The organism is Pseudarthrobacter sp. Y6 (assembly GCF_050156205.1).
Taxonomy (GTDB): Bacteria; Actinomycetota; Actinomycetes; order Actinomycetales; family Micrococcaceae; genus Arthrobacter.
The window spans coordinates 3,545,560-3,570,494 of the sequence record NZ_CP189574.1; the positions used below are offsets into that span (position 1 = coordinate 3,545,560).

Consider the following 24,935-nt stretch of genomic DNA (forward strand, 5'->3'; position numbering starts at 1 on the left):
GCTCAAAAGCTGCATTATCTGGACAAAAACTCCATCAGCTGAGGGGAGCGACTGACGGGTACAGCGGGTGGGCGGCGGCGAGTGCCTCTACCCGGTGACGCAGGCCGGAAAGGTCCGCGTCGGCGTCGGCAATTAATGCCTCGGCGATGATGTCCGCAACTTCACGGAAGGCTGCTTCGCCGAAACCGCGGGTGGCCAGTGCGGGGGTGCCGATCCGGAGACCGGAGGTGACCATCGGCGGGCGCGGATCGAACGGCACGGCGTTGCGGTTGACGGTGATGTCAATCGCGGCCAGGCGGTCCTCGGCCTGCTGGCCATCCAGCTCGCAGTTGCGCAGGTCAACGAGGACCAGGTGGACGTCGGTGCCGCCGGAGATCACATTGATGCCCTTGGCGGTGACGTCCGGCTGGACCAGGCGGTCGGCCAGGATGCTGGCACCGGCCAGGACGCGCTCCTGGCGTTCCTTGAACTCAGGCGTGGCTGCGATCTTGAAAGCCACGGCCTTGCCGGCGATGACGTGCTCCAGCGGGCCGCCCTGCTGTCCCGGGAAGACAGCCGAGTTGATCTTCTTGGCGATCGCGGCGTCGTTGGAGAGGATGATGCCGCCGCGCGGACCGGCGAGGGTCTTGTGCGTGGTGGACGTGGTGACGTGGGCGTGCGGCACCGGCGACGGGTGCAGGCCAGCTGCCACCAGACCGGCGAAGTGCGCCATGTCAACCATCAGGAAGGCGCCCACCAGGTCGGCGATCCGGCGGAACTCGGCGAAGTCCAGCTGGCGGGCGTAGGCCGACCAGCCGGCGACGATCAGCTGCGGTTTGTGCTCCAGCGCCAGGCGCTCCACCTCGGCCATGTCAATGGTGTGGGTGTCTTCGCGGACCTGGTACGGGACCACGTTGTAGAGCTTGCCGGAGAAGTTGATCTTCATGCCGTGGGTCAGGTGGCCGCCGTGGGCCAGGTTCAGGCCCATGATGGTATCGCCCGGCTTGATCAGCGCGTGCATGACCGAGGCGTTCGCCTGGGCGCCGGAGTGCGGCTGCACGTTGGCGAACTCAGCACCGAAAAGGGCCTTGACCCGGTCGATGGCCAGCTGCTCGATGACGTCAACGTGCTCGCAGCCACCGTAGTAGCGCTTGCCCGGGTAGCCCTCGGCGTACTTGTTGGTCAGGACCGAGCCCTGCGCCTGCATCACGGCAACGGCCGTGTGGTTCTCGGAGGCGATCATTTCCAGGCCATTACGCTGGCGGCCCAGTTCGTCGTCGATCTTGACGGCGATCTCGGGGTCCAGCACCGAGAGGTCGGTGTCCAGGCTCGCGGAGACTACCTGCTCAAAGACTGCGGTGCCTGCTGCAGCGGCGCTCACAGCTCGCCACCGTTTACTTCGGCGTATTCCTGCGCGGACAGCAGCGGGCCCTCGGACTCAACGGTCACCTTGAACAGCCAGCCGGCACCGTACGGATCGGAGTTGATCAATGCGGGATCACTCACGGCGCCATCATTGATTTCCGTGACCTCGCCCGTCACCGGGGAGTACAGGTCAGAAACGGACTTGGTGGACTCGATCTCGCCGCAGGTCTCCCCTGCGGTCACAGTGGAGCCAACCTCGGGCAGGTCAACGTAGACGATGTCGCCCAGCGCCTCAGCGGCAACAGCGGACACGCCAACAATGGATGGCCCAGAGCCATCAGTGGAGATCCACTCGTGCTCGGCGGAGTACTTCAGTTCAGCGGCAACCTTAGCCATGTTGTCTATTCCTTAAGTTTGTGGTGTTCCGGTGATCGAGCTTGTCGAGATCCAGGGGTTTCGACAGGCTCAACCACCGGGCGGGACTTACTTTTGGCGCTTGTAGAACGGCAGGGCGACAACCTCGAAAGGCTCTGCCTTGCCGCGCAGATCGATGTCCAGGGCGGTGCCAATCTCGGCGTGCTCGACGTCGACATAGGCCATCGCCACCGGGTAGCCGAGGGTGGGGCTGGGCTGGCCGGAGGTGACTTCGCCAACCACGGCACCGTCCTTGAGCACCGGGTAGTGCCCGCGGCCGGCGCGACGGCCGAGTCCCTTCAAGCCCACAAGCTTACGCTTTGATCCGGCTTCCTTGTCGGCTTCCAGGGCGGAGCGGCCCACGAAGTCGCCTTCCTTGCTCTTGAGCGCCACAACGCCACCCAGGCCGGCGTCGAACGGCGACCGTTCGAGCGACAACTCGTTGCCGTAGAGCGGCATGCCGGCTTCGAGGCGGAGCGAATCGCGGGAAGCGAGGCCGCACGGAACGATGCCGAACTCAGCCCCCGCTTCGGCGACGGACGCCCACAGGGAGGCGGCGCCGTCGTTCGGTACAAAGAGCTCGAAGCCGTCCTCGCCGGTGTACCCGGTGCGTGCCAGGATGACGTCGTGGCCGGCCACCGTGAGCTCGTTGAACGCGTAGTACTTCAGGTCGGTGACCAGTGCGTGCTGGGCCTCAGCGGTCAGCTTGAGCAGGATGGCCTCGGCCTTGGGACCCTGGACCGCGATCAGCGAGGTGATTGCGGAGGCGTCCTCCACCTTCACGTTGAACGCCACGGCGCGTTCGGCCAGGGCGACGGCGACAGTGGGGGCGTTGCCTGCGTTGGGGACCACGAGGTACTTCTCGTCGCCAAAGCGGTACACGATGAGGTCATCGATGATGCCGCCGTCGGCGTTGCAGATGAGCGAGTACTTGGCCTTGCCGTCCGCGATTGCGGAGAGCTTGCCCACCAGCGCGTAGTCCAGGAACGCCCCGGCTTCCAGGCCGGTGACCCAGACTTCGCCCATGTGGGAGAGGTCGAACAGGCCGGCAGCCTTGCGCACCGCGTGGTGCTCGGCCAGCTCGGAGCTGTACTTCAGGGGCATCTGCCAACCACCGAAATCGGTGAAGGAAGCGCCGAGTTTCTTGTGCTCTTCGTAGAGAGCGGTGTAGTTCTCAGTCATTATGAAAGCCTTTCACACGAAACTAATTCGCGAACTCTTCGATGGGCGGGCAGGAGCAGATCAGGTTGCGGTCCCCGGCTGCGCCGTCGATGCGGCCGACGGGCGGGAAGTACTTGTCCTGCTTGAGGTGGTGGACCGGGAACGCGGCCTGCTCACGCGGGTACTGGCGGGCCCAGTCGGAGGTGACGACGGCGGACGCGGTGTGGGGTGCGTGGCGCAGCGGGCTGTTCTCCACGGTGAAGTCGCCGTTGGCCACCTGGTCGATTTCCTTCCGGATGGTGATCATCGCGTCGATGAACCGGTCGATCTCCACCAGGTCCTCGGACTCCGTGGGCTCCACCATCAGCGTGCCCGCAACCGGGAACGCCAGGGTGGGGGCGTGGAAGCCGTAGTCAATCAGACGCTTGGCCACATCCTCCGCGGTGACGCCGGTCTTCGCCGTCAGCTCACGGAGATCCAGGATGCATTCGTGCGCCACGAGTCCGCCTTCGCCGGTGTAGAGGACGGGGAAGTACTCGTTCAGGCGGGCCGCGACGTAGTTCGCCGCGAGCAGCGCCGACTTCGTGGCTTCGGTCAGGCCTTCGGCGCCCATCAGCTTCACGTAGGCCCAGGAGATCGGCAGGACGCCTGCGGAGCCGTAGTTGGACGCCGAGATGGCCACGCCTGTTGTTGATCCGGCAGAGCCGGACTCGTGCGCGGCCTTGTTGGCGTCGCCGGGCATAAACGGTGCCAGGTGGGCCTTGGCCGCGACCGGGCCAACGCCCGGGCCGCCGCCGCCGTGCGGGATGCAGAAGGTCTTGTGCAGGTTCAGGTGCGAGACGTCGCCGCCGAACTTGCCCGGCTGCGCCAGGCCCACGAGGGCGTTGAGGTTGGCGCCGTCCACGTAGACCTGGCCGCCGGCAGCGTGCACAGCGTCGCAGATTTCGGTGACGTCGGCGTCGTAGACACCGTGCGTGGAGGGGTAGGTGATCATGATGGCCGAGAGGACGTCCCTGTTCGCCTCGATCTTGGCGTACAGGTCCGTGTGGTCGATGCTGCCGTCCGGCGCCGTCGCGACGACAACAACCTTCATGCCGGCCAGGACGGCCGAGGCGGCGTTGGTGCCGTGGGCCGAGGCCGGGATCAGGCAAACGGTGCGCTGGTCATCGCCGCGGGACAGGTGGTAGCCACGGATGGCCAGCAGGCCCGCGAGCTCACCCTGGGAACCGGCGTTCGGCTGCAGAGAGACCTGGTCGTAACCGGTGATTTCCGCGAGGTCAGCTTCCAGCCCGCTGATGAGCTCGCGCCAGCCCACCGTCTGTGAGTCCGGGGCGAACGGGTGGATCGAGGCGAACTCCGGCCAGGAAATGGCTTCCATCTCGGCCGTGGCGTTCAGCTTCATGGTGCAGGAACCCAGCGGGATCATGGTCCGGTCCAGGGCAAGGTCACGGTCGCTCAGCCTGCGGATGTAGCGCAGCAGCTGGGTCTCGGAACGGTGCGTGTTGAACACCGGGTGCTGCAGGTACTCGGAGGTGCGGAGCACCGATTCGGGCAGGTCAAAGCCCTTCGCGTCCACTACCGGGCCGGCACCGAAGGCGACGGCGATGGCGGAGAGGACATCCGTCGTCGTGGTTTCATCAGCGGAGACGCCGATGGTGTCCTCGTCGATGTGGCGCAGGTTGATGCCGCGTGCTTCGGCGGCGGCGATGACCTTGGCGGCCTTGCCCGGGACGCGGACCGTGACGGTGTCGAAGAAGGTCTCGGTGACCAGTTCGCGGCCGGCGACCTTCAGCGTAGTGGCCAGCGTGCGGGCGTTGTGGTGGACGCGCTCGGCGATGGCCTTCAGTCCGTCGGGGCCGTGGTAGACGGCGTAGAAGGAGGAGACGATGGCCAGCAGCGCCTGCGCGGTGCAGATGTTGGACGTGGCCTTCTCGCGGCGGATGTGCTGCTCACGGGTCTGCAGCGCCAGACGGTACGCGGGGGTCCCGGCGTCGTCCTTGGACACCCCAACCAGGCGGCCGGGCATGGACCGCTCCAGGCCCTTCGCCACCGCCATGTACGCGGCGTGCGGGCCGCCGAAGAACAACGGCACACCAAAACGCTGGGTCGAGCCGACGGCAATGTCCGCGCCCTGCTCCCCGGGAGGGGTGATCAGGGTCAGGGCCAGCAGGTCGGCGGCAACGGTGACGAGCGCGCCGCGCTCCTTGGCTGCCGCGATCACTGCGGCGTGGTTGAAGACCCGGCCGGACACGCCCGGCTGCTGCAGCACGATGCCGTTGATGACACCGTCGGGCAGTCCCTTGGACAGGTCAGCGACCTCCACCTCGAAACCCAGCGCCTCGGCGCGGCCCTTCACAATCGCGATGGTCTGCGGCAGGCAGTCGGCATCCAGGACCGTCTTGCCGTCCCGGGCCTCCTTGTTCTTGTTCGCCCGGCGCATCATGAGGACGGCCTCGGCGACGGCGGTGGCTTCATCCAGCAGCGACGCGTTCGCGATCGGCAGGCCCACCAGGTCCTGGACCATGGTCTGGAAGTTCAGCAGCGCCTCCAGCCGGCCCTGGGAAATTTCCGGCTGGTACGGGGTGTAGGCGGTGTACCAGGCAGGGGCTTCGAGGATATTCCGGCGGATCACCGCGGGCGTCACGGTGTCGTAATAGCCCTGCCCGATCATCTGCACAGCGGTCTTGTTCTTCGCCGCGAGCTTACGCAGCTCCGCAAGAACCTCAACCTCACTGAGGGCGTCCTTGAGGGCCAGCGGCTTGGCCTGGCGAATGGAGTCGGGGACGGCAACGTCCACGAGACCGTCAACGCTGTCATAGCCAACGGCCTTGAGCATGGTGTCAACATCGGCCTGGCGGCGCGCACCAATATGCCGATCGGCAAAGGTGGAAGGGGACGACTGGATGGTCATGAAGGAACTCCATAATTCAGGTGGCGCGCTGGGTACGCCACATTGATTCGGGTTCCTCCCCGCTCTGTATTGGACCTGAGAGTTTCCGCGCCCACCTGCTTGTCGCAGGGTGACGCTTGCACCGTCGGTGAGCCCGTTGCCGGACTACTTTCCAGAGTTGCCTAACCGCGGCGGTACGTGGGCCTGAGAGATTCCCGGAGAGGATTTGCTCCTACGGCGCCTGCTGAACGTACCGGCAAGACTCTCCCGCCGCAGATCAAAAGCATGTGCCACTTTGTCCGTGACACGTCTCACAGGTTAGCCGGATTCTGGATTGCTGGCAAGCACAACACTTTCGCGAGCGTCTTGACATGAGTCGTTACGGGCAGGGAGCGTGGATGCCAGTGCCACATGGACGGCGGTTCCGCCGAGGACGCTCACGATGGCGTTGCGCCGCCAGAGGTGGAGGCCGGCGGTGACGATGAGCCCTGCAGCGACTGCGGCGGCGACCGGCGTCAGGGCTACGGGGGCGTGCCGCACCGTATAGAAGACGAGGATGGTCATGATGCCAGCCGCATGTTTTCGTTCAGGTAGGGCAGCAGTGCGCTGTGATGCAGCGCGGCCAGCAGGGCGAACGGGGCCGCGCGCAGCGCCCAGGTTCGAGGGCGTCCGTTTGTCCCGTCGGGTGCTGTTCCCTGGTTGATACCCGCCCATACCCGATCAAAGCCACGCAAACGCCGCCACCTCGTCGCCCACGAAATTGAAGGTCCCACCGGCTATGCCTTCTGGTTTTGGGGGTCCTCGATGTAGGCGTTGATCCACTGCCGGAGCAGCGCCAGGGACGCCGGGGCCCACACTTCATCACCGACAATGCAAAGCATCCTAGCCATGCGACCCTAGCCTTGGCAGTCTCGCCGCCGCTTACTCAAAGAACAATCCCAGTAGGGCGAACCTCAACCGCACGGCCAACCGCCAAACGAAGCTGCGATTTAGCCGCCAAGCGAAGTTAACAGTCACAGCTGCCGCGCCGATCTGCCCCATCGCCCATGGCAAGACCTCCTTGGTCTCATGTGCCTTAACGACCAACAGTTCACGCCCCGGTGCGGCGCTCATCCTGAGGGTGAACCCCAGCTGCTTGGTCTAGAAGTCGATAGCCGCATCGACGTCGTCGACCACGTACCGGACGCTGACCAGGTCCGTAAGGTCGTTGGGCATTTCTAGCTCCGCTCCGAACTCGTTTGGGAGTACTCGATCGCGTAACGCAGGAACTGGATCCGCGTGTTCAGTTCGTCCGCTGTGCGGACGAACGCCGGATATCTGTCTTGGTCCGCCGCCGCTTCGGCCGCCGGATCGGGCATGCTCCAAAGCACCATCGCGGGCGGCCCTGGGAAGTCCGGGCATGCTTCCTGTACGCGGTCACAAAGGCTGATCACATGTTCGAATCGCTGCTCGACGAACTCCCCCGGATGCTTGGAGCGTGCGCCACTAATGTCAATGCCACGCTCACGCATCACTCGTACGGCGTTGGGGTGAAGGTCTTTGGGGGTGACTACCGGCGCTGGCGGCTTCGATCCGAGAGCCGCCCAGGCGCTCCAAGGTCGCCTCGATCATCTGGGACCGGACGCTGTTGCCCGTACACAGGAACAACGCGCGGACGGGCTACTGAGCCGGCGGGCGTTCGCTGTGTGCCGGCACTGGCAAGCTCGATGAGGTTTTCCGGGGATTTCGGATGGTCCCATGCGGTAGTTGCGGCTGTGAGTTCCGCCCCCGCAGGTTTGGCACCTGGCGCAGGAGACTGAGTCGGTCCCACAGGTTTGCAGATAATGCGCATCGTAATGCGCATCGATTTTCCGCTCGGCGACTGCGGTGCCTCTGCGCCCACACGGTGACACGCGGTGACGTGGCGGATAGCGGTGCGAAACCCTGCCTCTTACATGGGAAAGTCACGGGAACCCGGCTCTCTTTATCCTGCGTCTCGACGAACACCCCAAGAGGGCCTGCGGCGACGTAGCATCAAAGTAGGCGGCAGCCAGGAGTGTGGCGAAATGTTTGAGCGATTTACGGACCGTGCCCGTCGCGTAGTTGTGCTTGCCCAAGAAGAGGCACGCATGCTGAACCACAATTACATTGGTACCGAACACATCCTCTTGGGTCTGATCCATGAAGGTGAAGGCGTTGCCGCCAAAGCTCTTGAGTCCTTGAACATTTCACTCGACGGCGTGCGTGAGCAGGTACAGGAGATCCTCGGCCCGGGCCAGCAGTCCCCGTCAGGCCACATCCCGTTCACTCCGCGGGCCAAGAAGGTGCTGGAGCTGGCCCTGCGCGAGGCCCTGCAGTTGGGCCACAACTACATCGGCACCGAGCACATCCTGCTGGGCCTCATCCGCGAGGGTGAGGGTGTTGCCGCGCAGGTTCTCGTCAAACTCGGCGCGGACCCGGACAGGGTCCGCCAGCAGGTCATCCAGCTCCTCTCGGGCTACCAGGGCAAGGAGACCACGGGCGCAGACCTAGGCCCGGGCCAGGCCGAAGGTACCCCTACCGGTTCCGTGGTGCTGGACCAGTTCGGCCGCAACCTCACCCAGGCTGCGCGGGAGAACAAGCTTGACCCCGTGATCGGTCGCGAATCCGAGATGGAACGCGTTATGCAGGTCCTTTCGCGCCGCACCAAGAACAACCCTGTCCTGATCGGTGAGCCCGGCGTCGGCAAGACCGCCGTCGTCGAAGGCCTCGCCCAGGCGATCGTCCGCGGCGATGTCCCGGAGACTCTCAAGGACAAGCAGCTGTACACGCTGGACCTGGGCTCCGTGGTGGCCGGTTCCCGGTACCGCGGTGACTTCGAGGAGCGGCTGAAGAAGGTCCTGAAGGAGATCCGCACCCGCGGGGATATTCTTTTGTTCATTGATGAGATCCACACCCTTGTCGGTGCCGGTGCGGCCGAGGGTGCGATCGATGCGGCTTCGATCCTGAAGCCGTTGCTGGCCCGGGGCGAGCTGCAGACCATTGGTGCGACCACGCTCGATGACTACCGCAAGCACATCGAGAAGGATGCTGCCCTGGAGCGCCGCTTCCAGCCGATCCAGGTCCCGGAACCCTCCGTGGCCGACGCAATCGAGATCCTCAAGGGCCTGCGTGACCGGTACGAGGCACACCACCGGGTCACCATCACCGACGGCGCGCTGGTCGCCGCCGCGAACCTCTCGGAGCGTTACATCTCGGACCGCTTCCTGCCGGACAAGGCCATCGACCTGATCGATGAGGCTGGCGCCCGGCTGCGTATCCGGCGCATGAGCGCACCGCCGGAGCTCAAGGCGATGGACGAGCGCATCGCTGCTCTGAAAATGGAGAAGGAGTCCGCGTTGGATGCGGAGGACTACGAAGGTGCCGCAGCGCTGCGCGACCAGGAGCAGAAGCTCGTCGCCGTGCGCAGAGAGAAGGAACGCCACTGGAAGACCGGCGGCATGGACGATATCTCCGAAGTTGATGAGGAACTGATCGCCGAGGTGCTGGCGAATTCCACCGGCATCCCGGTGTTCAAGCTCACTGAGGAGGAGTCCTCCCGCCTGCTGAAGATGGAAGACGAGCTGCACATGCGCGTCGTGGGCCAGGATGAGGCGATTAGGTCGGTTTCGCGGGCTATCCGCCGCACCCGTGCCGGCCTCAAGGACCCGAAGCGTCCCGGCGGCTCGTTCATCTTCGCCGGCCCCACCGGCGTCGGCAAGACCGAGCTCGCCAAGGCCCTCGCCGAGTTCCTCTTCGCCGACGAAGACGCTCTGATCACCCTGGACATGTCCGAGTACTCGGAGAAGCACACGGTCTCGCGGCTCTTCGGTGCGCCTCCGGGCTACGTCGGTTACGACGAAGGCGGGCAGCTGACCGAAAAGGTCCGGCGCCGTCCGTTCTCCGTGGTCCTGTTCGATGAAGTTGAGAAGGCCCACGCGGACCTCTTCAACTCCCTCCTGCAGATCCTCGAAGACGGCCGCCTGACCGATAGCCATGGCCGGGTGGTGGACTTCAAGAACACCGTGATCATCATGACCACGAACCTCGGCACGCGGGACATCTCCAAGAGCGTTGCCACCGGCTTCCAGTCGGGCACGGACACGCAGACCGGCTACAACCGGATGCGCGCCCGTGTGACGGAAGAGCTCAAGCAGCACTTCCGTCCCGAGTTCCTGAACCGTGTTGACGACGTCATCGTCTTCCCCCAGCTGACCCAGGAGGAGATCATCCAGATCGTGAACCTGATGATCGGCCGCCTGGAGCAGCGCCTGGCAGACAAGGACATGGGTATCGAGCTCACCACCGCAGCCAAGGTGCTCCTGGCAACCCGCGGGTATGACCCGGCCATGGGTGCGCGGCCGCTGCGCCGCACCATCCAGCGCGAGATCGAGGACCAGCTCTCCGAGAAGATCCTCGTCGGAGAGCTCCACCCGGGCGACATCGTTGTGGTGGACGTTGACGGCGACGGCGACGACGCGCAGTTCACCTTCGCAGGAAACACGAAACCCCGGATCCCGGACGCACTGCCGGCCGCGAGCTAACCAGGAAAACCACGTCTGACTACCGTCGAGGCGGGCTGAAGTCCGGTGTCACACCTCACTGTGCTGCAGGCGAAGGATTCCATGACGCCCTGGGGATCCAGCCGGGGTGCTGCTGCTTCGACAGGGATAGACCAGCACAATTTGTTCGGGTGGTTGGCGTCCGCCGTCACGGCCCGGAGAGTCACAGGTCGCCTGGCGGCAGGAATTGGCTGGCTAAATGGCTATGCGGAGGATTCGTACTGGCGCTGGATGAATGCTGCCATTCCAGGAACCGTGTATCGAGCACCGCGAAGAACTCATCCTTCTCCTGCTGCGTGTACTTCCTGTTTCCCGGCGATTTGTCTGTTAATGCGGCACGGTCGTTGCAACTCCCAAAATCTTTGGGTGCTGCAACGACCATTAGAACCCAAGCAGGAGCCCCGCCCTTCTGCTCTGTAGTGAAGGCATGGAGGGGCCGCCGCGTTGTTCCGCGGTTAGGCGCTTGCACCTGCCGATCCGGCACCGTACGTTTGGGACAGCGGACGAGGGTTTCCGCAGCCCCCGGCCATTGAGCGCCGGCGGGAACAGAGAGTATGGCGGGGAAAGCAGACATGGCAACAGGAACAGTGAAATGGTTCAACTCCGAAAAAGGCTTCGGATTCATCACCAATGACGACGGCTCCGCAGACGTATTCGCCCACTATTCAGCAATCGCCAGCAGCGGCTACCGGTCCCTGGAAGAGAACCAGAAAGTCCAATTCGATGTGGCCCAGGGCCCGAAGGGACCGCAGGCGGAGAACATTCACCCGCTCTAAGACATGCAGGACAGCGACTGCGGAACATCAGCCCGCGCCGCAAGGCTGATGCTGGTGATGTCGATGCTGCGCGGGCAGGACATCCAGGACAAGCTGGTGGACGAGGACGCGCTGCCCACCGCCGACCCGGATGTGCTCGCTGGCCCGTTCGCCCACGTGGTGGTGGACGAGGCGCAGGAGCTGACCGACGCAGAGTGGCAGATGCTGCTGCTCCGCTGCCCGTCCCGGAGCTTCACCATCCTGGGAGACCGCGCCCAGGCCAGGCACGGGTTCGCCGAGTCGTGGCAGGAACGGCTCAAGCGGGTCGGAATGGCCGACGTGAACCTGGCGAGCCTCAGCATCAACTACCGGACGCCGGAGGAGGTCTTGGCCGAATCCGAGCCGGTCATCAGGGCCGTCCTCCCGGACGCAAACGTGCCCACCTCCATCCGGAGCAGCGGCATCGCCGTTGTCCACCGGTCGACGTCGGAGCTGGGTTCGGTCCTCGACGCCTGGCTCGCCTAGCACGACGACGGGACCGCCTGCGTGATCGGCTCCCCTGACAGCGGGCCCGGCCCGGTCCGGGCCGAGTCCCGCGTCAGGTCGCTGACCCCGGAGCTGGCGCGATTGTCGCTGACCTGCGGCTACTCCGATTCGCGCTACGCCTCGCCGAGGCGTTCCACCAGACGGCGCGCAACCGCAAAGCCCCGCGTCTCGGGCACCTCCGAATCCCCGCTGTCGGCACCGACACCCGCGCCGCCGTCGGCCATCACCTGCTCCCACCTGTACAACTCCTGTACGACGAACCGCCACGCCGCTGGCGGCAGCGCCACGGTAATCTCGTCATCGGTGGGCGGCCAGCCGCCCCAGCCGTCCTTGTTCCGGGGGTGGGCGCGGGTTGCCGCCCAGCCCGCCTCGCGGATCGAGTGGCCCTGCTCGACGGCGGAGTCAGGGCCATCCACGGCGGCGATGGCGACGGTGTTGTCAATGGTCCCGTCGATGAACAGCCAGTCCTCCACGAGCATTATCAGGGCAAGGAGGTCCGGATTCCCGTTTGCCGGGTCAGTCATTGCGTCACTCCAACTGGTCGCATACCCCGAATCTAGCCGAACACTAGGGCGGAGGCCTGGGTTCATCCGGGGCGTTCAGACGGAGCAGACAACACACAACTCGTATAATGAGTGCACATGTACGCACGTGTTGTTTGGATTGAGGGGTCCGCATGATCGAAGTTCTGGCAGTTCCTGCCTATCGGAAGCTCTTCTCAGCCCAGATTGTTGCGCTTCTGGGGACCGGTTTGCTAACGGTGGCCCTCGGACTGCTGGCGTTCGACCTTGCAGGAGCGCAGGCCGGGGCCGTGCTCGGGACAGCGCTGACCATAAAGATGCTGGCCTACGTCTTCGTCGCACCAGTCATGGCGGCACTGGTGGAAAGGCTGCCAAAAAAGCCGGTCCTGGTGGCCGCCGACCTGATCCGTGGAGGAATCGCCCTGATGCTGCCCGCGGTGGATCAGGCCTGGCAAATCTATGTGCTGGTCTTTGTCCTTCAGAGCGCCTCGGCTACGTTCACGCCGACGTTCCAGTCCTTGATCCCGGTGGTGCTTCCCGATGAACGGCAGTACACGCGGGCCTTGTCACTCTCCCGTCTCGCGTATGACCTGGAATCCCTGATCAGCCCGGCCCTGGCCGCAGGACTACTGTCTGTACTTTCCTTCCACGAACTTTTCCTCGGCACCGTGGCAGGCTTTATGTTCTCTGCGGCACTGGTGGTGACCACCAGGCTGCCTGCAACACCGGCAGCCCGTCAGGAAGGATCAGTCTGGCGCCGCACCACCCTGGGTGCACGGATCTTTATGAAGACGCCGGAACTGCGTGGCCTCCTCGCTTTGAATCTGGCCGTTGCGGCCGCTACAGCCCTGGTGCTGGTCAACACGGTGGTCTATGCCCGGGACCTGTTCGCAGGATCCAACGCAGACGTCGCCATCGCCCTGTCCTGTTACGGCGCCGGTTCGATGGCTGTCGCGCTGAGCGCACCCGGGGCGCTGGACCGCCTGGGGGACCGCTCGCTGATGATGTCCGGAGCTGCGCTTCTTGGCATTGGCCTCGCCGGAACGTTTGTCCTGCTGGCGACTGCCGGGCCGTGGCTCATGCTACTGGGGCTCTGGGTTGCCCTGGGGGCCGGAACCTCGATGATCAGCACCCCTTCGGCCCGGCTGCTGCGCCGCTCCGCATCGGAAAGCACGCGGACCTACATCTTCACCGCCCAGTTCTCCCTCTCCCACGCGTGCTTCATCATCACCTACCCGGTAGCCGGCTGGATCGGCGCGTCCGCTGGCCAGCCCGCGGCCGCAGCAGTCCTGACTGTGGTGGCTATGATCAGTACAGCAGCGGCCCTGAAATTCTGGCCGGCTGCCTCCAGGACCGACTCAGAACCGGCCAGCAGGAAAGGGTGATCCGGTGGAAGAGGCCCAAGACGTCAACACACCGAGCCTTCACCACCCCAGGCTCCCCGATGCCCGCCGGCTGGATGCCGCGACGGCCACGTTCCGGATGCTCTCCGATCCCACCCGCCTGCATGTGCTCTGGCTCCTGACCCAGGAACCGGCCGACGTCACCACCCTGGTGGAACGCACCGGAGCCCCCCGGACCTCAGTCAGCCAGCACCTGGCCAAGCTCCGCTTCAGCGGCCTCGTCAGCACGCAAAAAGTCAGTCGCAGGGTGGTCTACAGCATCGCGGACGGCCACCTGGCCCGGCTTGTCCTGGAAGGCCTGAACCACGCCGACCACACCGTCACGGGGGAACCGAGCCACGACTGACTGCCCTGGCGGTAAGGCGAGCGCGCGGCCGCCCGCTCCCCCGAAGCTGTGGGCATCGGCACATTGCAAAATATACCCCATGGGGGTATTCTTTGGGTGTTGCCAGTGAAGTGGTTTGTCCAGGCCCGTGCAATTCCGGCCCTTACAGCCGTTCAACCCCAGCACCTCATCACACCTCTCTTGCAAAAGGACAGAACTGATATGAGTGCACCCCAGGTCCGGACCGAACTGCCCATCGTTGCAGCCGAAACTGCAGGGTGCAGTTGCTGCTCCACCCCTTCAGCGAAGCAGCTGTCACCCCAGGCAGAAGGTACGGAGTACTCCGTCACCGGCCTGACGTGCGGGCACTGTGTCCAGACCGTTGAAAAGGCAGTCTCCGCGCTCGACGGCGTGACGTCGGCCGCCGTCGAACTCGTCGCCGGCGGGACCTCACTCCTGAGCGTCTCGGGGCCGCACACGGAGGCATCCGTCCGCGACGCCGTCGCCGCCGCCGGGTACAGCCTCACCAGCAGGTAGTCCAACTCCCGCCCTGAGGGCAGCCCTGGCGGCTTCCTCAGGGAAGACTTCCCCACACAGGAGGGCAACAATGGAAAACCACCACAATCACGACGGCGGCGTGGACCACGTCGGCCACCAGGCCCCGCAGCCCGTAGCGGGCCAGGCGACGGCGGTGGCCAGCCCACCGGCCGACCACGCCGGTCACGCCGGTCACGCCCACCAGCAGCATGGTGCTCACGACGACGACCACGCGGTCCACAGCCACGGGCAGCACGCAGGGCACAGTACCGCCATGTTCAAGAACAGGTTCTGGCTCACCCTGGTCCTGTCCGTGCCCGTGGTGTACTTCAGCCCGATGGTCGGCCACCTCCTGGGCTACATGCCGCCGGTGTTCCCCGGCTCAACCTGGATCCCGGCCGTGCTGGGAACGGTGGTTTTCCTCTACGGGGGCCAGCCGTTCCTCAAGGGCGGCCTGCAGGAACTGAAGACCCGGAGCCCCGGGATGATGCTGCTGATCGCGATGGCCATCACTGTTGCGTTCGCCGCATCCTGGGTCACCACCTTAGGCATCGGCGGTTTCGACCTGGACTTCTGGTGGGAGCTGGCATTGCTGGTTGCCATCATGCTCCTGGGCCACTGGATTGAAATGCGGGCCCTCGGTTCCGCGCAGGGCGCCCTGGACGCCCTCGCGGCCCTGCTCCCGGATGAAGCCGACCGCATTACCGACGCCGGCACGGAGACCGTACCCGTCTCGGAACTCCGTGAAGGCGACACAGTCCTGGTCCGCTCCGGCGCCCGGATGCCCGCCGACGGAACCGTCGTCGACGGCCAGGCCGAGTTCGATGAATCCATGATCACCGGCGAATCCAAAACAGTCCCCCGCGCCCCCGGTGACAAAGTGGTGGCCGGAACCGTGGCGACGGACAACACCGTCCGGGTCCGGGTGACCGCCGTCGGGGAGGACACCGCGCTGGCCGGCATCCAGCGGCTCGTAGCCGAGGCGCAGGCATCCTCGTCCAAGGCGCAGGCGCTGGCCGATCGGGCCGCGGGGTTCCTGTTTTACTTCGCCGCCGGCGCGGGCGTCATCACCTTCATTGTCTGGTCACTGCTGGGCAGTGTCCCGGAGGCCGTCACGCGCACCGTCACCGTCCTGGTAATCGCTTGCCCGCACGCCCTGGGCCTGGCCATCCCGCTGGTCATCGCGATCTCCACCGAACAGGCTGCCCGGGCCGGAGTGCTGATTAAGAACCGGATGGCCCTGGAACGCATGCGGACTATCGACGTCGTCCTCTTTGACAAGACCGGCACCCTCACCACGGGCGAGCCAGAGCTCAAAGACGTCATAGCGTCCGACGGCGGCAGCCAGGACGAGCTGCTTGCGCTCGCCGCCGCCGTGGAGGCGGATAGCGAACACCCCGTTGCCCGGGCCATCGTCAGGGCGGCCCGGCAGCGGACCTTGCGCATTCCGCAGGCCACCGGTTTCACTTCCATGACCGGACGCGGCGTCCGCGCCACCATGAACGGCCGGACGATCCACGTGGGCGGGCCAGCCCTCCTGCGCGAGCTCGGCGCCGTCGAGCCTGAACCGCTGGCTCGCTCCACCCGGGGCTGGATGGACCGTGGAGCCGCCGTGCTGCACGTGATCGACGGAAACAGTGTCCTCGGGGCCGTCAGCCTCGAAGACGCCGTCCGCCCTGAATCCCGGCAGGCCGTGGCGGCCCTGCAGAACCGCGGAATCAAGGTGGCCATGATCACCGGTGATGCCCGGCAGGTCGCCCAGGCCGTTGCCGAAGACCTGAACATCGACGAGGTCTTCGCCGAAGTCCTCCCCGCGGACAAGGACAAAAAGGTCGCCGAGCTCCAGGGCCGCGGGCTGAAAGTGGCGATGGTGGGCGACGGCGTCAACGACTCCCCGGCCTTGGCCAGGGCTGAAGTCGGCATCGCGATCGGCGCCGGCACTGACGTGGCGATGGAATCGGCCGGTGTGGTTTTGGCCGGCAACGACCCCCGCGCGGTGCTGTCCATGGTGGACCTGTCCCGTGCCAGCTACCGGAAGATGTGGCAGAACCTGATCTGGGCCGCCGGCTACAACGTCTTGTCCGTCCCGTTGGCCGCGGGCGTGCTTGCCTTCGCAGGGGTGGTACTGTCCCCCGCGGCCGGCGCCGTGCTGATGTCAGTGTCCACGATCGTGGTGGCTTTGAACGCCCAGCTGCTGCGCCGCGTGAAACTCAACCCCGCCCAGGTGCGTTGAACCAGAGAACCACCCGACAAAGGCCAAGTCGTTAGGCTAACGACAAGCCGTTTGGCCTAAACCAGCAGGCCCGCCCACCCGAGTAGGAGGAACGCCGTGGCAGCAACAGCATCCAAACCCTTCGGGGCGCTCCTCCTCCGTGCAGGGCTGCTGACCGGGCTGCTGGCTGTCATCGCCGGGATTTTCGGTATGCACCTCATGTCAGGCGCCCACACCATGCCCGCGGCAGCCTCTGCCGGCACGGACATGCCCCTGACCCAGATCCAGGGCTCCCATGCCGACCATGGGGACCACCCGGCAGCCCAATCCGCCGCTACCGGAGCATCGGCGGCGGTGTCCGGGACGGCGTCCGCATGCGCGGCCCACGGCAGCTGCCCGTCCATGTCCGCGATGGACGCGGTCTGTGTCCTGTCCCCTGCCAGCACCTCCCTGTCGGCGCCGCTGCCGGGCACCACGCCGTTCCCGGCCCTTGACGTCACCGGCGGCGCCCTGGTCACCACCAGCTATTCCTATCTGCCGGGCAGCCCTTCCCCCGGCGACCTCTGCATCAGCCGGACGTAGAAACTGCCCTGCGCCGTGTTCTGCCCGGCGCACCCTGCGCAGCAACCCGGCGAACGCCGGGGCCGCCAACCGGCCCACATTCCCTTGCACACATCCGCAACGGCGCCAGACGCCGCTTGATCGTTCGAAGGACCCTGATTTTAATGAAAAAGACCCTGACCTTTTCCGCCGTTTCCATCGCTGCAGCGATTGCCCTGGCCGGCTGCTCCACCGGAACAAGCAACCAGCCCATGTCCGGCATGAACCACAGCAGCTCGGGGCCGATGGCCGGCTCCAGCCCGATGTCCAGCATGATGCCGGACGCCTCGGCGGACCATAACGCCGCGGACATCATGTTCTCGCAGATGATGATTCCCCATCACTCCCAGGCCGTGGAGATGAGCGACATCATGCTGGCAAAGACTGGCCTGCCGGCTGCGGTGACCTCCTTGGCCACCAGGATCAAGGAAGCACAGGCGCCCGAAATCGAGCAGATGACCGCCTGGCTGAAGAGCTGGAACCAGCCCACGGACATGATTTCAGGCCACTCCATGCCGGGTGCTGGCATGTCCGGCATGGTCGGTTCCGAGGATCTGGATAAGCTCAAGTCCGCCAAGGGCGATGAGGCCGTGAAACTCTTCCTCACGCAGATGGTCGCCCACCACGAAGGCGCCATTGCCATGGCCAAAACAGAGGTCGACTCCGGCAAGGACAGCGAAAGCATTGCCCTGGCCCAGGCGATCATCACCTCGCAGGAGGCCGAGATTGTAGAGATGAAGCAGCTGCTGGCCACCCTGTAGCAGCAGTTCCCAGGCACCGGCCCGGCCACGGGCCGGTGCCTGACCACCCACATTTTCCGTTCCGCCACCTGGAGTTTCCGATGCCCGCGCACACATTCACCCGTTACCGTTCCGCTTCGGCCGCCGCCGCGGCGACCGCACTTCTGCTCACCGTTGCCGCCTGCACACCCGCTTCGTCACCGGCCGCGAGCACCGCTGCCCCGACCAACTCCGCGACCGGCCTGCCCAGCAGCCACATCCACGGCCTCACCGTGAACCGCGAAACGGACCAGGTTCTCCTGGCCACCCACGATGGTCTGTACGACGTCACTGCACAGCCCGCCACCAAAATCGGTGGCACCAACGACCTGATGGGCTTCACCGCGGGCCCTGACCAGGGCGTGTTTTACGCCTCGGGCCATCCCGGGCCAGGCTCCGACCTGCCTAACCCTATGGGCCTGATCAAATCCACCGACGGCGGCAAGTCCTGGGAGCAGCTCTCCCGCCAGGGTGAATCGGACTTCCACGCGCTCACCTCGGCCAAGTCCGGGATCGTGGCCTTTGACGGGACCCTGCGCACGAGCCCTGACGGGAAGACCTGGTCCGCTGTCGCCGCCCGGTTCATTCCGGCGGCACTGGCCGCGGACCCGTCCAGTGACACGGTGCTTGCGACCACCCGCGACGGGGTGCAGCGCTCCACGGACGGCGGCAAGACCTGGGCGCTGGCGCCGGCCGCCCCGGTGATCCAGTTCGTGAGCTTCGCCAGCCCAACCGAAGCCATCGGCGTGGAACCGGACGGTTCCGTCCATTATTCGACCGACGGTGGAACCACCTGGTCCCGGACGGGACGGATCGAAGGGGAGGTGCAGGCGATAGCGGCGGTGGAGGGTTCAGGCGCGAACCCCTGGGTCTGGGCCGCCACCTCCACCGGACTGGTCGTATCGACGGACGGCGGGGCCACCTTCCGGCCCTCGGACGCCGGCTGACCCGTTCACTGCCAAAAGCAGAGGAAGGGCCGGTCCGCACTCCGCGGACCGGCCCTACCTGTTGCCGTTCATTGCCGCCTTCAGGCCAAGCACGGCACTGGGGTTTAGCCTTGCTTGGGCTCCGAACGGCGGGGAAGTGCGTGCTTAGCGCAGCACGCCGCAGGCAGTGGGGTCGGTAGCCTCTGCCGGGAGGTTCGGGTCAAGCTCACTGGCACCTTCAGGATCGCTGAAGTTGTAGGTTCCGTTGCCGTCGTAGTCCTGCCCGTGGATCACCAGCACGCCCTCGCCGTCGCGGATGGCGTCGGCGATCTGCTTGGCAGTGCCGAGACCGCCGGCACCGGGGTAGCCGGTCCCCGCCACGTCCGTAAACTCGATGTTGTCCCTGCTGTAGTCATAGCTGCCATTGTGTGAGACGGGGAATCGGGAAACGGCCAGGAAACTGGCGGGCGTGGTATCGCCGGTGGTGTTCAGCGAAACCACCACGGGGCCATAGGCCGGAACACCCTCGATAGTATTCAGCCGACCGTCTCCGTTGCTGTCCAGCGCCAGGGTGGGGCACTCATTCAAGGCCTGGTTGCCGTAATGAATGTGCTGGGCGTGGGGAGCATCGGGCGTCAGACCTGTTGCGTGCACCTCGATGTGCTGGATCTTCTGGTTACGAACCACGGCGGTAGCTGTTCCGGAAGCCCCGGAGCCGTTGAGCTCCGTGAGGTTTGCCGTCAGCGTTACGGTTTTCTCCAACGGCTTTGCGTTCTGAGCTGCGACCGGGCCAGCGCCCAGGGATACTGCAGCCAGCATCGCCACGCCGGCACCGCCGAGAACAAGCTTTGTATTGCGTTTCATAATTCGCTCCTTGATCAACGCCCACCGGGGAACTCCCGGCAGTCAGATGTGATTCGTAGCACATGAGCCCGCGGATGGGTCTCGGCACCCGTGGAGGACGACGGCGGCACCCGTGGAGGACGACGGCGGCACCCGGCCTGGGTGGCAGCCGCGCCCTCACGTGTTAAGTTGAAATGTGCGGACCGCCCGGTCGGTGCACCGGCTGGAAGGCGTATCCCTGTTGCAACTCCCCCAACCCGCCCCCACACCCGTGAGGATTCTGACGGTCTGCACCGGTAACATCTGCCGTTCGCCCGTGGCCGAACGGCTGCTGCAGGCCGGGCTGGACCAGGTGATGCCGGGCGGATTTGAGGTCACCAGCGCCGGAACGCGGGCCATGGTGGGCGACCCCATGCAGCCGTTGTCCGGAGACATCGTGCGCACCTTTGGCGGGAACCCGGACGGTTTCGTCTCGCGGCAGCTGACCAGCAAGATCCTGCGCGGCGTGGACCTGGTGCTCACCATGACCTCCGGCCACCGCGGCGAAGTGCTCCAGCTGGACGCCTCCCTGCTCAAGCGCACCTTCACCATCCGCGAGTTCGCCCGCATGCTCGACGTCCTGGACGAGCGTGCGGACAGTGCCGGAAACGTTCCGGTAACGGCCGACGGCGGCAGTCCCCTCAGCGCCAACACCGCCTTCTGGCGGGGGCTGCCCGCGCGGGCCGCGTCCGTCCGGCACCTGTCACTGCCGACGGATTCCGCCGAGAACGACATCATCGACCCCTACCGGCGCAGCCCCGAAATCTACAGCCAGATGGAAGACGAGCTGGCCCCCGCCATCGTTTCTGTCCTGCGGCACGCCCGCCTGAACGTTCCGGCTTAGCGAACACTGCGTAGAGCACGAAGGTTATGGCGAGGATCAACAGCGCTGTGTCGCTAGCCGCGCGGTACCAGTAGTGGCCCGGGTGGCCAAACGCAATGTCCCCTGTAACCAGGGGGAAGAGCACCCCCTGCCAGGTAAAGCATGCTGGCCAGGAACGGAATGAACAGCAGCCCATGGACCGCATTCAGCCGTTTGCCCGTTCGCTTGTAACGCTCGTACTGCTTCTCCCAGGCCGCCCGGCTGGTGACAAGCAGAACCGGCTTCGTCTTTTCCATCAGATCCCCCCACAGATATCCCGTTCCTGGCCAAGAGCCTAGTGTGCCCCGCACTGCGGGGGGGGGCAGTCCGCTGAACCCGGCGCGCCGTCGTAGGCTACAGCACGGAAACGACACGCTCCGCGTTGTAGCCGTATCGGCGCCCGAGGGCGGACACTAAGTCATGGTGAGCACCCCAAGCGGTCCTGATCCGATCGGCCCGGCCTCTTCGGGCCCCGAGCCTGCTGCCCCTGCCGCGCCGAAACGGCGCCGCGTGATCGCCGCGGTACTGACGCTGGTACTGGTGGCCGTCGTCGCCGTGTCCGCCCTGCTGTTCAGCCGCCCTGCCGCGGAAGTTGCAGCCCCGGCGCCCACCATCACTGACACCGCCACCCCCACTCCTTCGGAGACGACGCCCCCACCGGCACCGGCCCCTCCCCCGCCGCCCGAACCAATTCCCGAGCTCCCGGCGGCGCCCATGAACATCCTGGTGATCGGCAGCGACAGCCGCGCCAACGCCCGGGAGCAGGCGGCCATCACCGCGGCCACCGGCGAATCCCAGGACCACCGCGCCGACACCCTCATGCTGGTCCACATCCCGGCCGACCGCCGCAGCGTGCACGTGGTCTCCCTCATGCGGGACCTGTACGTAAACATCCCCGACTACGGCTACGCCAAGATCAACAGCAGCCTGCAGGTGGGCGGCATCCCGCTGGCCACCCGGACGGTGGAGTCCCTGATGGAGACCCACATCGACCACACCCTCATGCTGGACTTCAACGGTTTCAAGACCCTCACTGACGGGCTGGGCGGAATCGACGTGAACGTCACCGTGCCGTTCCAGTCCACCCACGAAACGCAGCACATCTTCACGGCTGGGGTGAACCGCCTCGACGGCCAGGCGGCGCTGGAATTCGTCCGCGAGCGCTACGCCTTCGTTGACGGCGACTTCCAGCGGGTCCGGAACCAGCAGACGTTCCTCCGGGCCATCCTCGCCCGGCTGACCAGCGACGGCGCCCTGAACGACGTGACTGCCGTGCGGGCCCTAGTGAATTTTGCGGGAGGTTACCTCACGGTGGATCAGGGCTTTGATCCTGTGGGCGTGGCGATCCTTGCCTACGGCATGCGCGGCATCGACCCCAACGCCGTAGTGACCCTCACCCTGCCGACGGCCGGCGCGGGCCTGACGGCCGGCGGAGCGTCAGTCGTGTTCCCGGACTACGGCGGGATCGCCCAGGTGGCGGCTGCCATGCGCGAAGGCCGGCTGCCCGAGTACGCCGGCGGGTAGTACGCCGGCGGGTAGTACGCCGGGGCAACACGGTCCGGGCACTAAGCGAAACGGCCCCCGGCTGGGCCGGGGGCCGTTTCATTGGTGATTTAGCTCCGGGTGGGGTCCGGGCGCAACGGTGCCGGCCCCGGGTCCGGGACGGGCAGCGGGCCGGGAGGTTCCGGCGTCGGGATGGGGCTGGGCCGGTCCGGTCCCGGGTGGCCGGGATGGGTGGGGTCCGGGTTGAAGGGGTCCGGGCCTGGTTCCGGCGGGAACGGCTCTGGTTCGTGCACTGGCGGGATGGTCATGGAACTTCCCCTTTCACGCTGGGCGGGTGCGCCTTTGCGTGATCAGGATACGCCTGCCCCGCCTCCAACGCTCTCTCACTTCCTGCAGGAATTTCCCCACCGCGCTCTCACCTCCCATCAGGATGTGCGGGCCCGTTCCCGATCTGGCGGGCTTCTATGCAGGGCGGCGCAGGCGGGACGGGTGGGACATCGGGACTTGGTCCACGTCTTCAGCATTACGTATCCGGGGGACAGCGAAACTCACCACAAGGCGGGCATCGGCGTCGTCGGTGGACCGGATTGTCAGGCTCCTGGTGCCGGGCGGCACCGATGGAGTGAACACCTGCAGGTTCCGGAACCCCAGGCTGGCGGAGTCCCGGAAGGTATAAAGCGTGCCCCAATGGTCCTCGATGGCAATTTCCGGGACCGCTCTGCCGGCCGCGGATTCCACGTGGATGTTGACCACAAGGCACGTGCTCCAGACTTCCACGGAGAGCACCGTGAACTCAGCGCCGCGCGTCAGGTGCAGCCCGAACGTGGGCGGCAGGAGCATCTGCCGGAGGGTGCCTTTCGGTATCAGGTTTCGCATCATCGCCCCCAAAAATTACTAAGAGTGCTTACAATTAGCCCGCGAAAATGACGCCCTGTCAAGGTTCCGCTCAGCGTTATGTGGCAACCCACACCAGCATGAGTTAACCCGCGCCACGCCGGGCGTTCATCCTGGGGAAACGGGCCGTGTGCGCGCCGCGGGCAGGGTGGGGCCATGACTGATATCTCACGCCGCACCATCGTCAAAGGTTCCGTCCTCGCAGCAGCATTGGCGGCCGCGCCCGCCGCCGCCAACGCAAGCAGCTTCCCGGCCGGCAGGACCGGGATCCCCCTGGTCCGGAACCGCCTCACCCTGCCCAGCGGCATCGCCACCGGTGACGTCACCTCCGATTCCGCCGTGCTCTGGTCCCGTTCCTCCGCCGCCGGCCGGATGGCCGCCACCCTCCGCGCCGTGAACGACGGCGGCACTGTGCTGAGCGGGCGGGGCGCCTTCGAACGCACCCTCCGCGGCCCCCGGGCCACCCAGGCGTCGGACTTCACGGCCAAAATCCACGCCGGCAACCTGCCATCCAACACCCGCTTCGCACTGGAGATCAGTTTCGAGGACGACGGCGGCGCGGCCGGCGAGACCGTCAAGGGAACCTTCCGCACGGCCCCCGACGCCGGGAGCCACAATGGGGAGGGACGCACCGGCGGTGACCTCCCGACGTCGTACGCCCAAAGCTTCGTCTGGACCGGCGACACCGCGGGCCAGGGCTGGGGCATCAACGAGGAGATCGGCGGCATGCGCGGCTACCGGGCCATGCACAACACCCGGCCCGACTTCTTCATCCACTCCGGCGACACCGTCTACGCCGACGGCCCCATCACCGAAACCGTGGTGGAGAAGGACGGGCAGGTATGGCGCAACCTTGTCACGGAGGAGGTCTCCAAGGTGGCCGAAACGCTCACCGAGTTCCGCGGGCGGCACCGTTACAACTCCCTGGACGCCAACATGCGCGCCATGTTCGCTGACGTCCCCGTGATCGCCAACTGGGACGACCACGAAACCACTAACAACTGGTACCCGGGCGAGATCATCGACGACCCCCGCTACACCGTCCGCGACGTCAACACCCTCGCAGCGCGTGGCCGGCAGGCCTGGCAGGAGAACATGCCCATCGCCGACAGTTCCGCGCTGTGGCGCCCGGGAACGTTCGACGACGGCGGGCAGTACCAGCCGGCCCGCATCTACCGGAAGATCCCCCGCGGTCCGCAGCTGGATGTGTTCTGCCTGGACATGCGTACCTTCAAGTCGCCCAACACGGACGGCAAGGAGGCCTATGCCACCTCCATCCTTGGCCAGGAGCAGGTGGACTGGCTGATCCGCGAGGTTTCCAGGTCCAAGGCGACCTGGAAGGTGATCGCCGCGGACCTGCCCTTGGGCATCGTCGTCCCGGATGGTGCCGTGAACCAGGAAAGCCTGGCCAACCGCGACCCCGGTGCGCCGCTGGGCCGCGAGCTCGAAATCGCCGGGGTACTCAGTGCATTCAAGCGGAACCGGGTGAAGAACGTGGTGTGGCTGACGGCCGACGTGCACTACTGCGCCGCCCACCACTACTCCCCCGAGCGCGCGGCCTTCACGGACTTCGATCCGTTCTGGGAGTTCGTGGCCGGCCCTATCGCGGCCGGATCCTTCGGGCCCAACCCGATGGACGGGACGTTCGGACCCGAGGTGGTATTCACCAAGGCGGGACGGTTCCCTGGCGAATCACCGCGCGACGGCGAGAACCAGTTCTTCGGCCACGTCCAGCTGGGCGAGGATGACAGCTTCACCGCCAGCCTCCGCAATGCCAACGGCGCCGTGGTCTTCTCCCAGGTGCTCACTCCCGAACGGTGAG

Annotated in this window: 26 protein-coding genes, 1 pseudogene and 1 riboswitch; of the genes and pseudogenes, 13 read left to right on the forward strand and 14 right to left on the reverse strand. The window is 65.9% G+C overall.

The window, feature by feature from the left end; all coding sequences use genetic code 11:
* Positions 1-34: 34 nt before the first annotated feature.
* The 8 genes from glyA to ACQCSW_RS17020 form a co-directional block, all read right to left on the reverse strand.
* Positions 35-1,360, reverse strand: coding sequence for a serine hydroxymethyltransferase (gene glyA / locus ACQCSW_RS16985; RefSeq protein WP_426987727.1), 1,326 nt, complete (start codon positions 1,358-1,360; stop codon positions 35-37).
* Entirely contained in the window at positions 1,357-1,740 is a 384-nt protein-coding gene (gene gcvH, locus ACQCSW_RS16990) for a glycine cleavage system protein GcvH (protein ID WP_354252249.1), read from the reverse strand. The genes glyA and gcvH overlap by 4 nt, the downstream gene beginning before the upstream one ends.
* Positions 1,741-1,827: 87 nt before the next feature.
* Positions 1,828-2,940: a glycine cleavage system aminomethyltransferase GcvT gene (gcvT, locus tag ACQCSW_RS16995; protein WP_426987729.1), complete on the reverse strand. Its 1,113-nt coding sequence runs from the start codon at positions 2,938-2,940 to the stop codon at positions 1,828-1,830.
* 22 nt (positions 2,941-2,962) lie between these two features.
* On the reverse strand, positions 2,963-5,830 hold the full coding sequence (gene gcvP / locus ACQCSW_RS17000) for an aminomethyl-transferring glycine dehydrogenase (protein WP_426987731.1): 2,868 nt from the start codon (positions 5,828-5,830) through the stop codon (positions 2,963-2,965).
* A 161-nt stretch (positions 5,831-5,991) separates the two neighbouring features.
* A riboswitch (glycine riboswitch) is annotated at positions 5,992-6,089 on the reverse strand.
* Positions 6,090-6,127: 38 nt separating this feature from the next.
* Positions 6,128-6,373: an AzlD domain-containing protein gene (locus ACQCSW_RS17005; RefSeq protein ID WP_426987733.1), complete on the reverse strand. Its 246-nt coding sequence runs from the start codon at positions 6,371-6,373 to the stop codon at positions 6,128-6,130.
* Positions 6,370-6,543 carry a hypothetical protein gene (locus tag ACQCSW_RS17010; RefSeq protein ID WP_426987735.1) on the reverse strand — a complete coding sequence of 58 codons (174 nt, stop codon included), beginning with the start codon at positions 6,541-6,543 and terminating at the stop codon, positions 6,370-6,372. Before ACQCSW_RS17010 ends, ACQCSW_RS17005 begins: the two co-directional genes overlap by 4 nt.
* A 483-nt stretch (positions 6,544-7,026) precedes the next feature.
* Entirely contained in the window at positions 7,027-7,167 is a 141-nt protein-coding gene (locus ACQCSW_RS17015) for a hypothetical protein (protein ID WP_426987737.1), read from the reverse strand.
* 145 nt (positions 7,168-7,312) lie between these two features.
* Entirely contained in the window at positions 7,313-7,456 is a 144-nt protein-coding gene (locus ACQCSW_RS17020; protein WP_354252254.1) for a hypothetical protein, read from the reverse strand.
* 398 nt (positions 7,457-7,854) lie between these two features.
* On the opposite strand from ACQCSW_RS17020, the gene ACQCSW_RS17025 reads away from it, so the two are divergent.
* Positions 7,855-10,350, forward strand: coding sequence for an ATP-dependent Clp protease ATP-binding subunit (locus ACQCSW_RS17025; RefSeq protein WP_426987739.1), 2,496 nt, complete (start codon positions 7,855-7,857; stop codon positions 10,348-10,350).
* 181 nt (positions 10,351-10,531) lie between these two features.
* Here ACQCSW_RS17025 and ACQCSW_RS17030 read toward each other — a convergent pair whose 3' ends face one another.
* Positions 10,532-10,750, reverse strand: a complete 219-nt coding sequence (locus tag ACQCSW_RS17030) for a hypothetical protein (RefSeq protein WP_426987741.1) — start codon at positions 10,748-10,750, stop codon at positions 10,532-10,534.
* A 190-nt stretch (positions 10,751-10,940) separates the two neighbouring features.
* Between ACQCSW_RS17030 and ACQCSW_RS17035 the strand changes: the two genes are divergently transcribed.
* On the forward strand, positions 10,941-11,144 hold the full coding sequence (locus ACQCSW_RS17035) for a cold-shock protein (protein WP_426987743.1): 204 nt from the start codon (positions 10,941-10,943) through the stop codon (positions 11,142-11,144).
* Positions 11,145-11,198: 54 nt separating this feature from the next.
* Positions 11,199-11,750: pseudogene (locus tag ACQCSW_RS17040) on the forward strand (AAA family ATPase); the annotation flags it as partial.
* 32 nt (positions 11,751-11,782) lie between these two features.
* Here ACQCSW_RS17040 and ACQCSW_RS17045 read toward each other — a convergent pair.
* Positions 11,783-12,193, reverse strand: coding sequence for a hypothetical protein (locus ACQCSW_RS17045; protein WP_426987745.1), 411 nt, complete (start codon positions 12,191-12,193; stop codon positions 11,783-11,785).
* A 152-nt stretch (positions 12,194-12,345) separates the two neighbouring features.
* Here ACQCSW_RS17045 and ACQCSW_RS17050 point away from each other — a divergent pair, with 152 nt between their 5' ends.
* From ACQCSW_RS17050 to ACQCSW_RS17060, 3 genes are all read left to right on the forward strand, one after another.
* On the forward strand, positions 12,346-13,575 hold the full coding sequence (locus tag ACQCSW_RS17050) for an MFS transporter (RefSeq protein WP_426987747.1): 1,230 nt from the start codon (positions 12,346-12,348) through the stop codon (positions 13,573-13,575).
* Between the two features lie 4 nt (positions 13,576-13,579).
* Positions 13,580-13,939 carry an ArsR/SmtB family transcription factor gene (locus ACQCSW_RS17055; RefSeq protein ID WP_426987749.1) on the forward strand — a complete coding sequence of 120 codons (360 nt, stop codon included), beginning with the start codon at positions 13,580-13,582 and terminating at the stop codon, positions 13,937-13,939.
* 201 nt (positions 13,940-14,140) lie between these two features.
* On the forward strand, positions 14,141-14,455 hold the full coding sequence (locus ACQCSW_RS17060) for a heavy-metal-associated domain-containing protein (protein ID WP_426987751.1): 315 nt from the start codon (positions 14,141-14,143) through the stop codon (positions 14,453-14,455).
* Between the two features lie 37 nt (positions 14,456-14,492).
* Here ACQCSW_RS17060 and ACQCSW_RS17065 read toward each other — a convergent pair whose 3' ends face one another.
* Positions 14,493-14,711 (reverse strand): hypothetical protein, encoded by a 219-nt coding sequence (locus ACQCSW_RS17065; protein WP_426987753.1) that lies wholly within the window; start codon positions 14,709-14,711, stop codon positions 14,493-14,495.
* Between the two features lie 18 nt (positions 14,712-14,729).
* Here ACQCSW_RS17065 and ACQCSW_RS17070 point away from each other — a divergent pair, with 18 nt between their 5' ends.
* The 4 genes from ACQCSW_RS17070 to ACQCSW_RS17085 all read left to right on the forward strand — a co-directional run bounded on the left by ACQCSW_RS17070 (position 14,730) and on the right by ACQCSW_RS17085 (position 18,993).
* A complete protein-coding gene (locus tag ACQCSW_RS17070) occupies positions 14,730-16,688 on the forward strand; it encodes a heavy metal translocating P-type ATPase (RefSeq protein WP_426987755.1) in 1,959 nt (652 codons plus the stop codon).
* Between the two features lie 96 nt (positions 16,689-16,784).
* Entirely contained in the window at positions 16,785-17,249 is a 465-nt protein-coding gene (locus ACQCSW_RS17075) for a hypothetical protein (protein WP_426987757.1), read from the forward strand.
* 143 nt (positions 17,250-17,392) lie between these two features.
* Positions 17,393-18,028: a DUF305 domain-containing protein gene (locus ACQCSW_RS17080; protein WP_426987759.1), complete on the forward strand. Its 636-nt coding sequence runs from the start codon at positions 17,393-17,395 to the stop codon at positions 18,026-18,028.
* 80 nt (positions 18,029-18,108) lie between these two features.
* The gene (locus ACQCSW_RS17085; protein WP_426987761.1) at positions 18,109-18,993 is read left to right on the forward strand and encodes a F510_1955 family glycosylhydrolase; all 885 of its coding nucleotides are present in this window, start codon (positions 18,109-18,111) and stop codon (positions 18,991-18,993) included.
* Between the two features lie 144 nt (positions 18,994-19,137).
* Here ACQCSW_RS17085 and ACQCSW_RS17090 read toward each other — a convergent pair whose 3' ends face one another.
* Positions 19,138-19,836 carry a hypothetical protein gene (locus ACQCSW_RS17090; RefSeq protein ID WP_426987763.1) on the reverse strand — a complete coding sequence of 233 codons (699 nt, stop codon included), beginning with the start codon at positions 19,834-19,836 and terminating at the stop codon, positions 19,138-19,140.
* A gap of 220 nt (positions 19,837-20,056) precedes the next feature.
* On the opposite strand from ACQCSW_RS17090, the gene ACQCSW_RS17095 reads away from it, so the two are divergent.
* Both ACQCSW_RS17095 and ACQCSW_RS17100 read left to right on the forward strand, forming a co-directional pair.
* Entirely contained in the window at positions 20,057-20,698 is a 642-nt protein-coding gene (locus ACQCSW_RS17095; protein ID WP_426987765.1) for a low molecular weight phosphatase family protein, read from the forward strand.
* Positions 20,699-21,136: 438 nt separating this feature from the next.
* Positions 21,137-22,240, forward strand: coding sequence for an LCP family protein (locus tag ACQCSW_RS17100; RefSeq protein ID WP_426987767.1), 1,104 nt, complete (start codon positions 21,137-21,139; stop codon positions 22,238-22,240).
* Positions 22,241-22,329: 89 nt separating this feature from the next.
* Here the strand turns inward: ACQCSW_RS17100 and ACQCSW_RS17105 are convergent, their stop codons facing one another.
* Positions 22,330-22,527 (reverse strand): hypothetical protein, encoded by a 198-nt coding sequence (locus tag ACQCSW_RS17105; protein ID WP_252570151.1) that lies wholly within the window; start codon positions 22,525-22,527, stop codon positions 22,330-22,332.
* A 154-nt stretch (positions 22,528-22,681) separates the two neighbouring features.
* Positions 22,682-23,098: a hypothetical protein gene (locus ACQCSW_RS17110; protein WP_426987769.1), complete on the reverse strand. Its 417-nt coding sequence runs from the start codon at positions 23,096-23,098 to the stop codon at positions 22,682-22,684.
* A gap of 171 nt (positions 23,099-23,269) precedes the next feature.
* Here ACQCSW_RS17110 and ACQCSW_RS17115 point away from each other — a divergent pair, with 171 nt between their 5' ends.
* Positions 23,270-24,934 (forward strand): alkaline phosphatase D family protein, encoded by a 1,665-nt coding sequence (locus ACQCSW_RS17115; RefSeq protein WP_426987771.1) that lies wholly within the window; start codon positions 23,270-23,272, stop codon positions 24,932-24,934.
* The last annotated feature ends 1 nt before the right edge of the window (position 24,935 follow it).

Bases quoted from the DNA above. Each gene is read 5' to 3' on its own strand.
- gcvH (WP_354252249.1), bottom strand. From the start codon at position 1,740: ATGGCTAAGGTTGCCGCTGAACTGAAGTACTCCGCCGAGCACGAGTGG.
- gcvT (WP_426987729.1), bottom strand. From the start codon at position 2,940: ATGACTGAGAACTACACCGCTCTCTACGAAGAGCACAAGAAACTCGGC.
- gcvP (WP_426987731.1), bottom strand. From the start codon at position 5,830: ATGACCATCCAGTCGTCCCCTTCCACCTTTGCCGATCGGCATATTGGT.
- ACQCSW_RS17005 (WP_426987733.1), bottom strand. From the start codon at position 6,373: ATGACCATCCTCGTCTTCTATACGGTGCGGCACGCCCCCGTAGCCCTG.
- ACQCSW_RS17015 (WP_426987737.1), bottom strand. From the start codon at position 7,167: ATGCCCGATCCGGCGGCCGAAGCGGCGGCGGACCAAGACAGATATCCG.
- ACQCSW_RS17025 (WP_426987739.1), top strand. From the start codon at position 7,855: ATGTTTGAGCGATTTACGGACCGTGCCCGTCGCGTAGTTGTGCTTGCC.
- ACQCSW_RS17030 (WP_426987741.1), bottom strand. From the start codon at position 10,750: ATGGTCGTTGCAGCACCCAAAGATTTTGGGAGTTGCAACGACCGTGCC.
- ACQCSW_RS17035 (WP_426987743.1), top strand. From the start codon at position 10,941: ATGGCAACAGGAACAGTGAAATGGTTCAACTCCGAAAAAGGCTTCGGA.
- ACQCSW_RS17045 (WP_426987745.1), bottom strand. From the start codon at position 12,193: ATGACTGACCCGGCAAACGGGAATCCGGACCTCCTTGCCCTGATAATG.
- ACQCSW_RS17050 (WP_426987747.1), top strand. From the start codon at position 12,346: ATGATCGAAGTTCTGGCAGTTCCTGCCTATCGGAAGCTCTTCTCAGCC.
- ACQCSW_RS17060 (WP_426987751.1), top strand. From the start codon at position 14,141: ATGAGTGCACCCCAGGTCCGGACCGAACTGCCCATCGTTGCAGCCGAA.
- ACQCSW_RS17070 (WP_426987755.1), top strand. From the start codon at position 14,730: ATGTTCAAGAACAGGTTCTGGCTCACCCTGGTCCTGTCCGTGCCCGTG.
- ACQCSW_RS17080 (WP_426987759.1), top strand. From the start codon at position 17,393: ATGAAAAAGACCCTGACCTTTTCCGCCGTTTCCATCGCTGCAGCGATT.
- ACQCSW_RS17085 (WP_426987761.1), top strand. From the start codon at position 18,109: ATGCCCGCGCACACATTCACCCGTTACCGTTCCGCTTCGGCCGCCGCC.
- ACQCSW_RS17090 (WP_426987763.1), bottom strand. From the start codon at position 19,836: ATGAAACGCAATACAAAGCTTGTTCTCGGCGGTGCCGGCGTGGCGATG.
- ACQCSW_RS17100 (WP_426987767.1), top strand. From the start codon at position 21,137: ATGGTGAGCACCCCAAGCGGTCCTGATCCGATCGGCCCGGCCTCTTCG.
- ACQCSW_RS17105 (WP_252570151.1), bottom strand. From the start codon at position 22,527: ATGACCATCCCGCCAGTGCACGAACCAGAGCCGTTCCCGCCGGAACCA.
- ACQCSW_RS17110 (WP_426987769.1), bottom strand. From the start codon at position 23,098: ATGATGCGAAACCTGATACCGAAAGGCACCCTCCGGCAGATGCTCCTG.
- ACQCSW_RS17115 (WP_426987771.1), top strand. From the start codon at position 23,270: ATGACTGATATCTCACGCCGCACCATCGTCAAAGGTTCCGTCCTCGCA.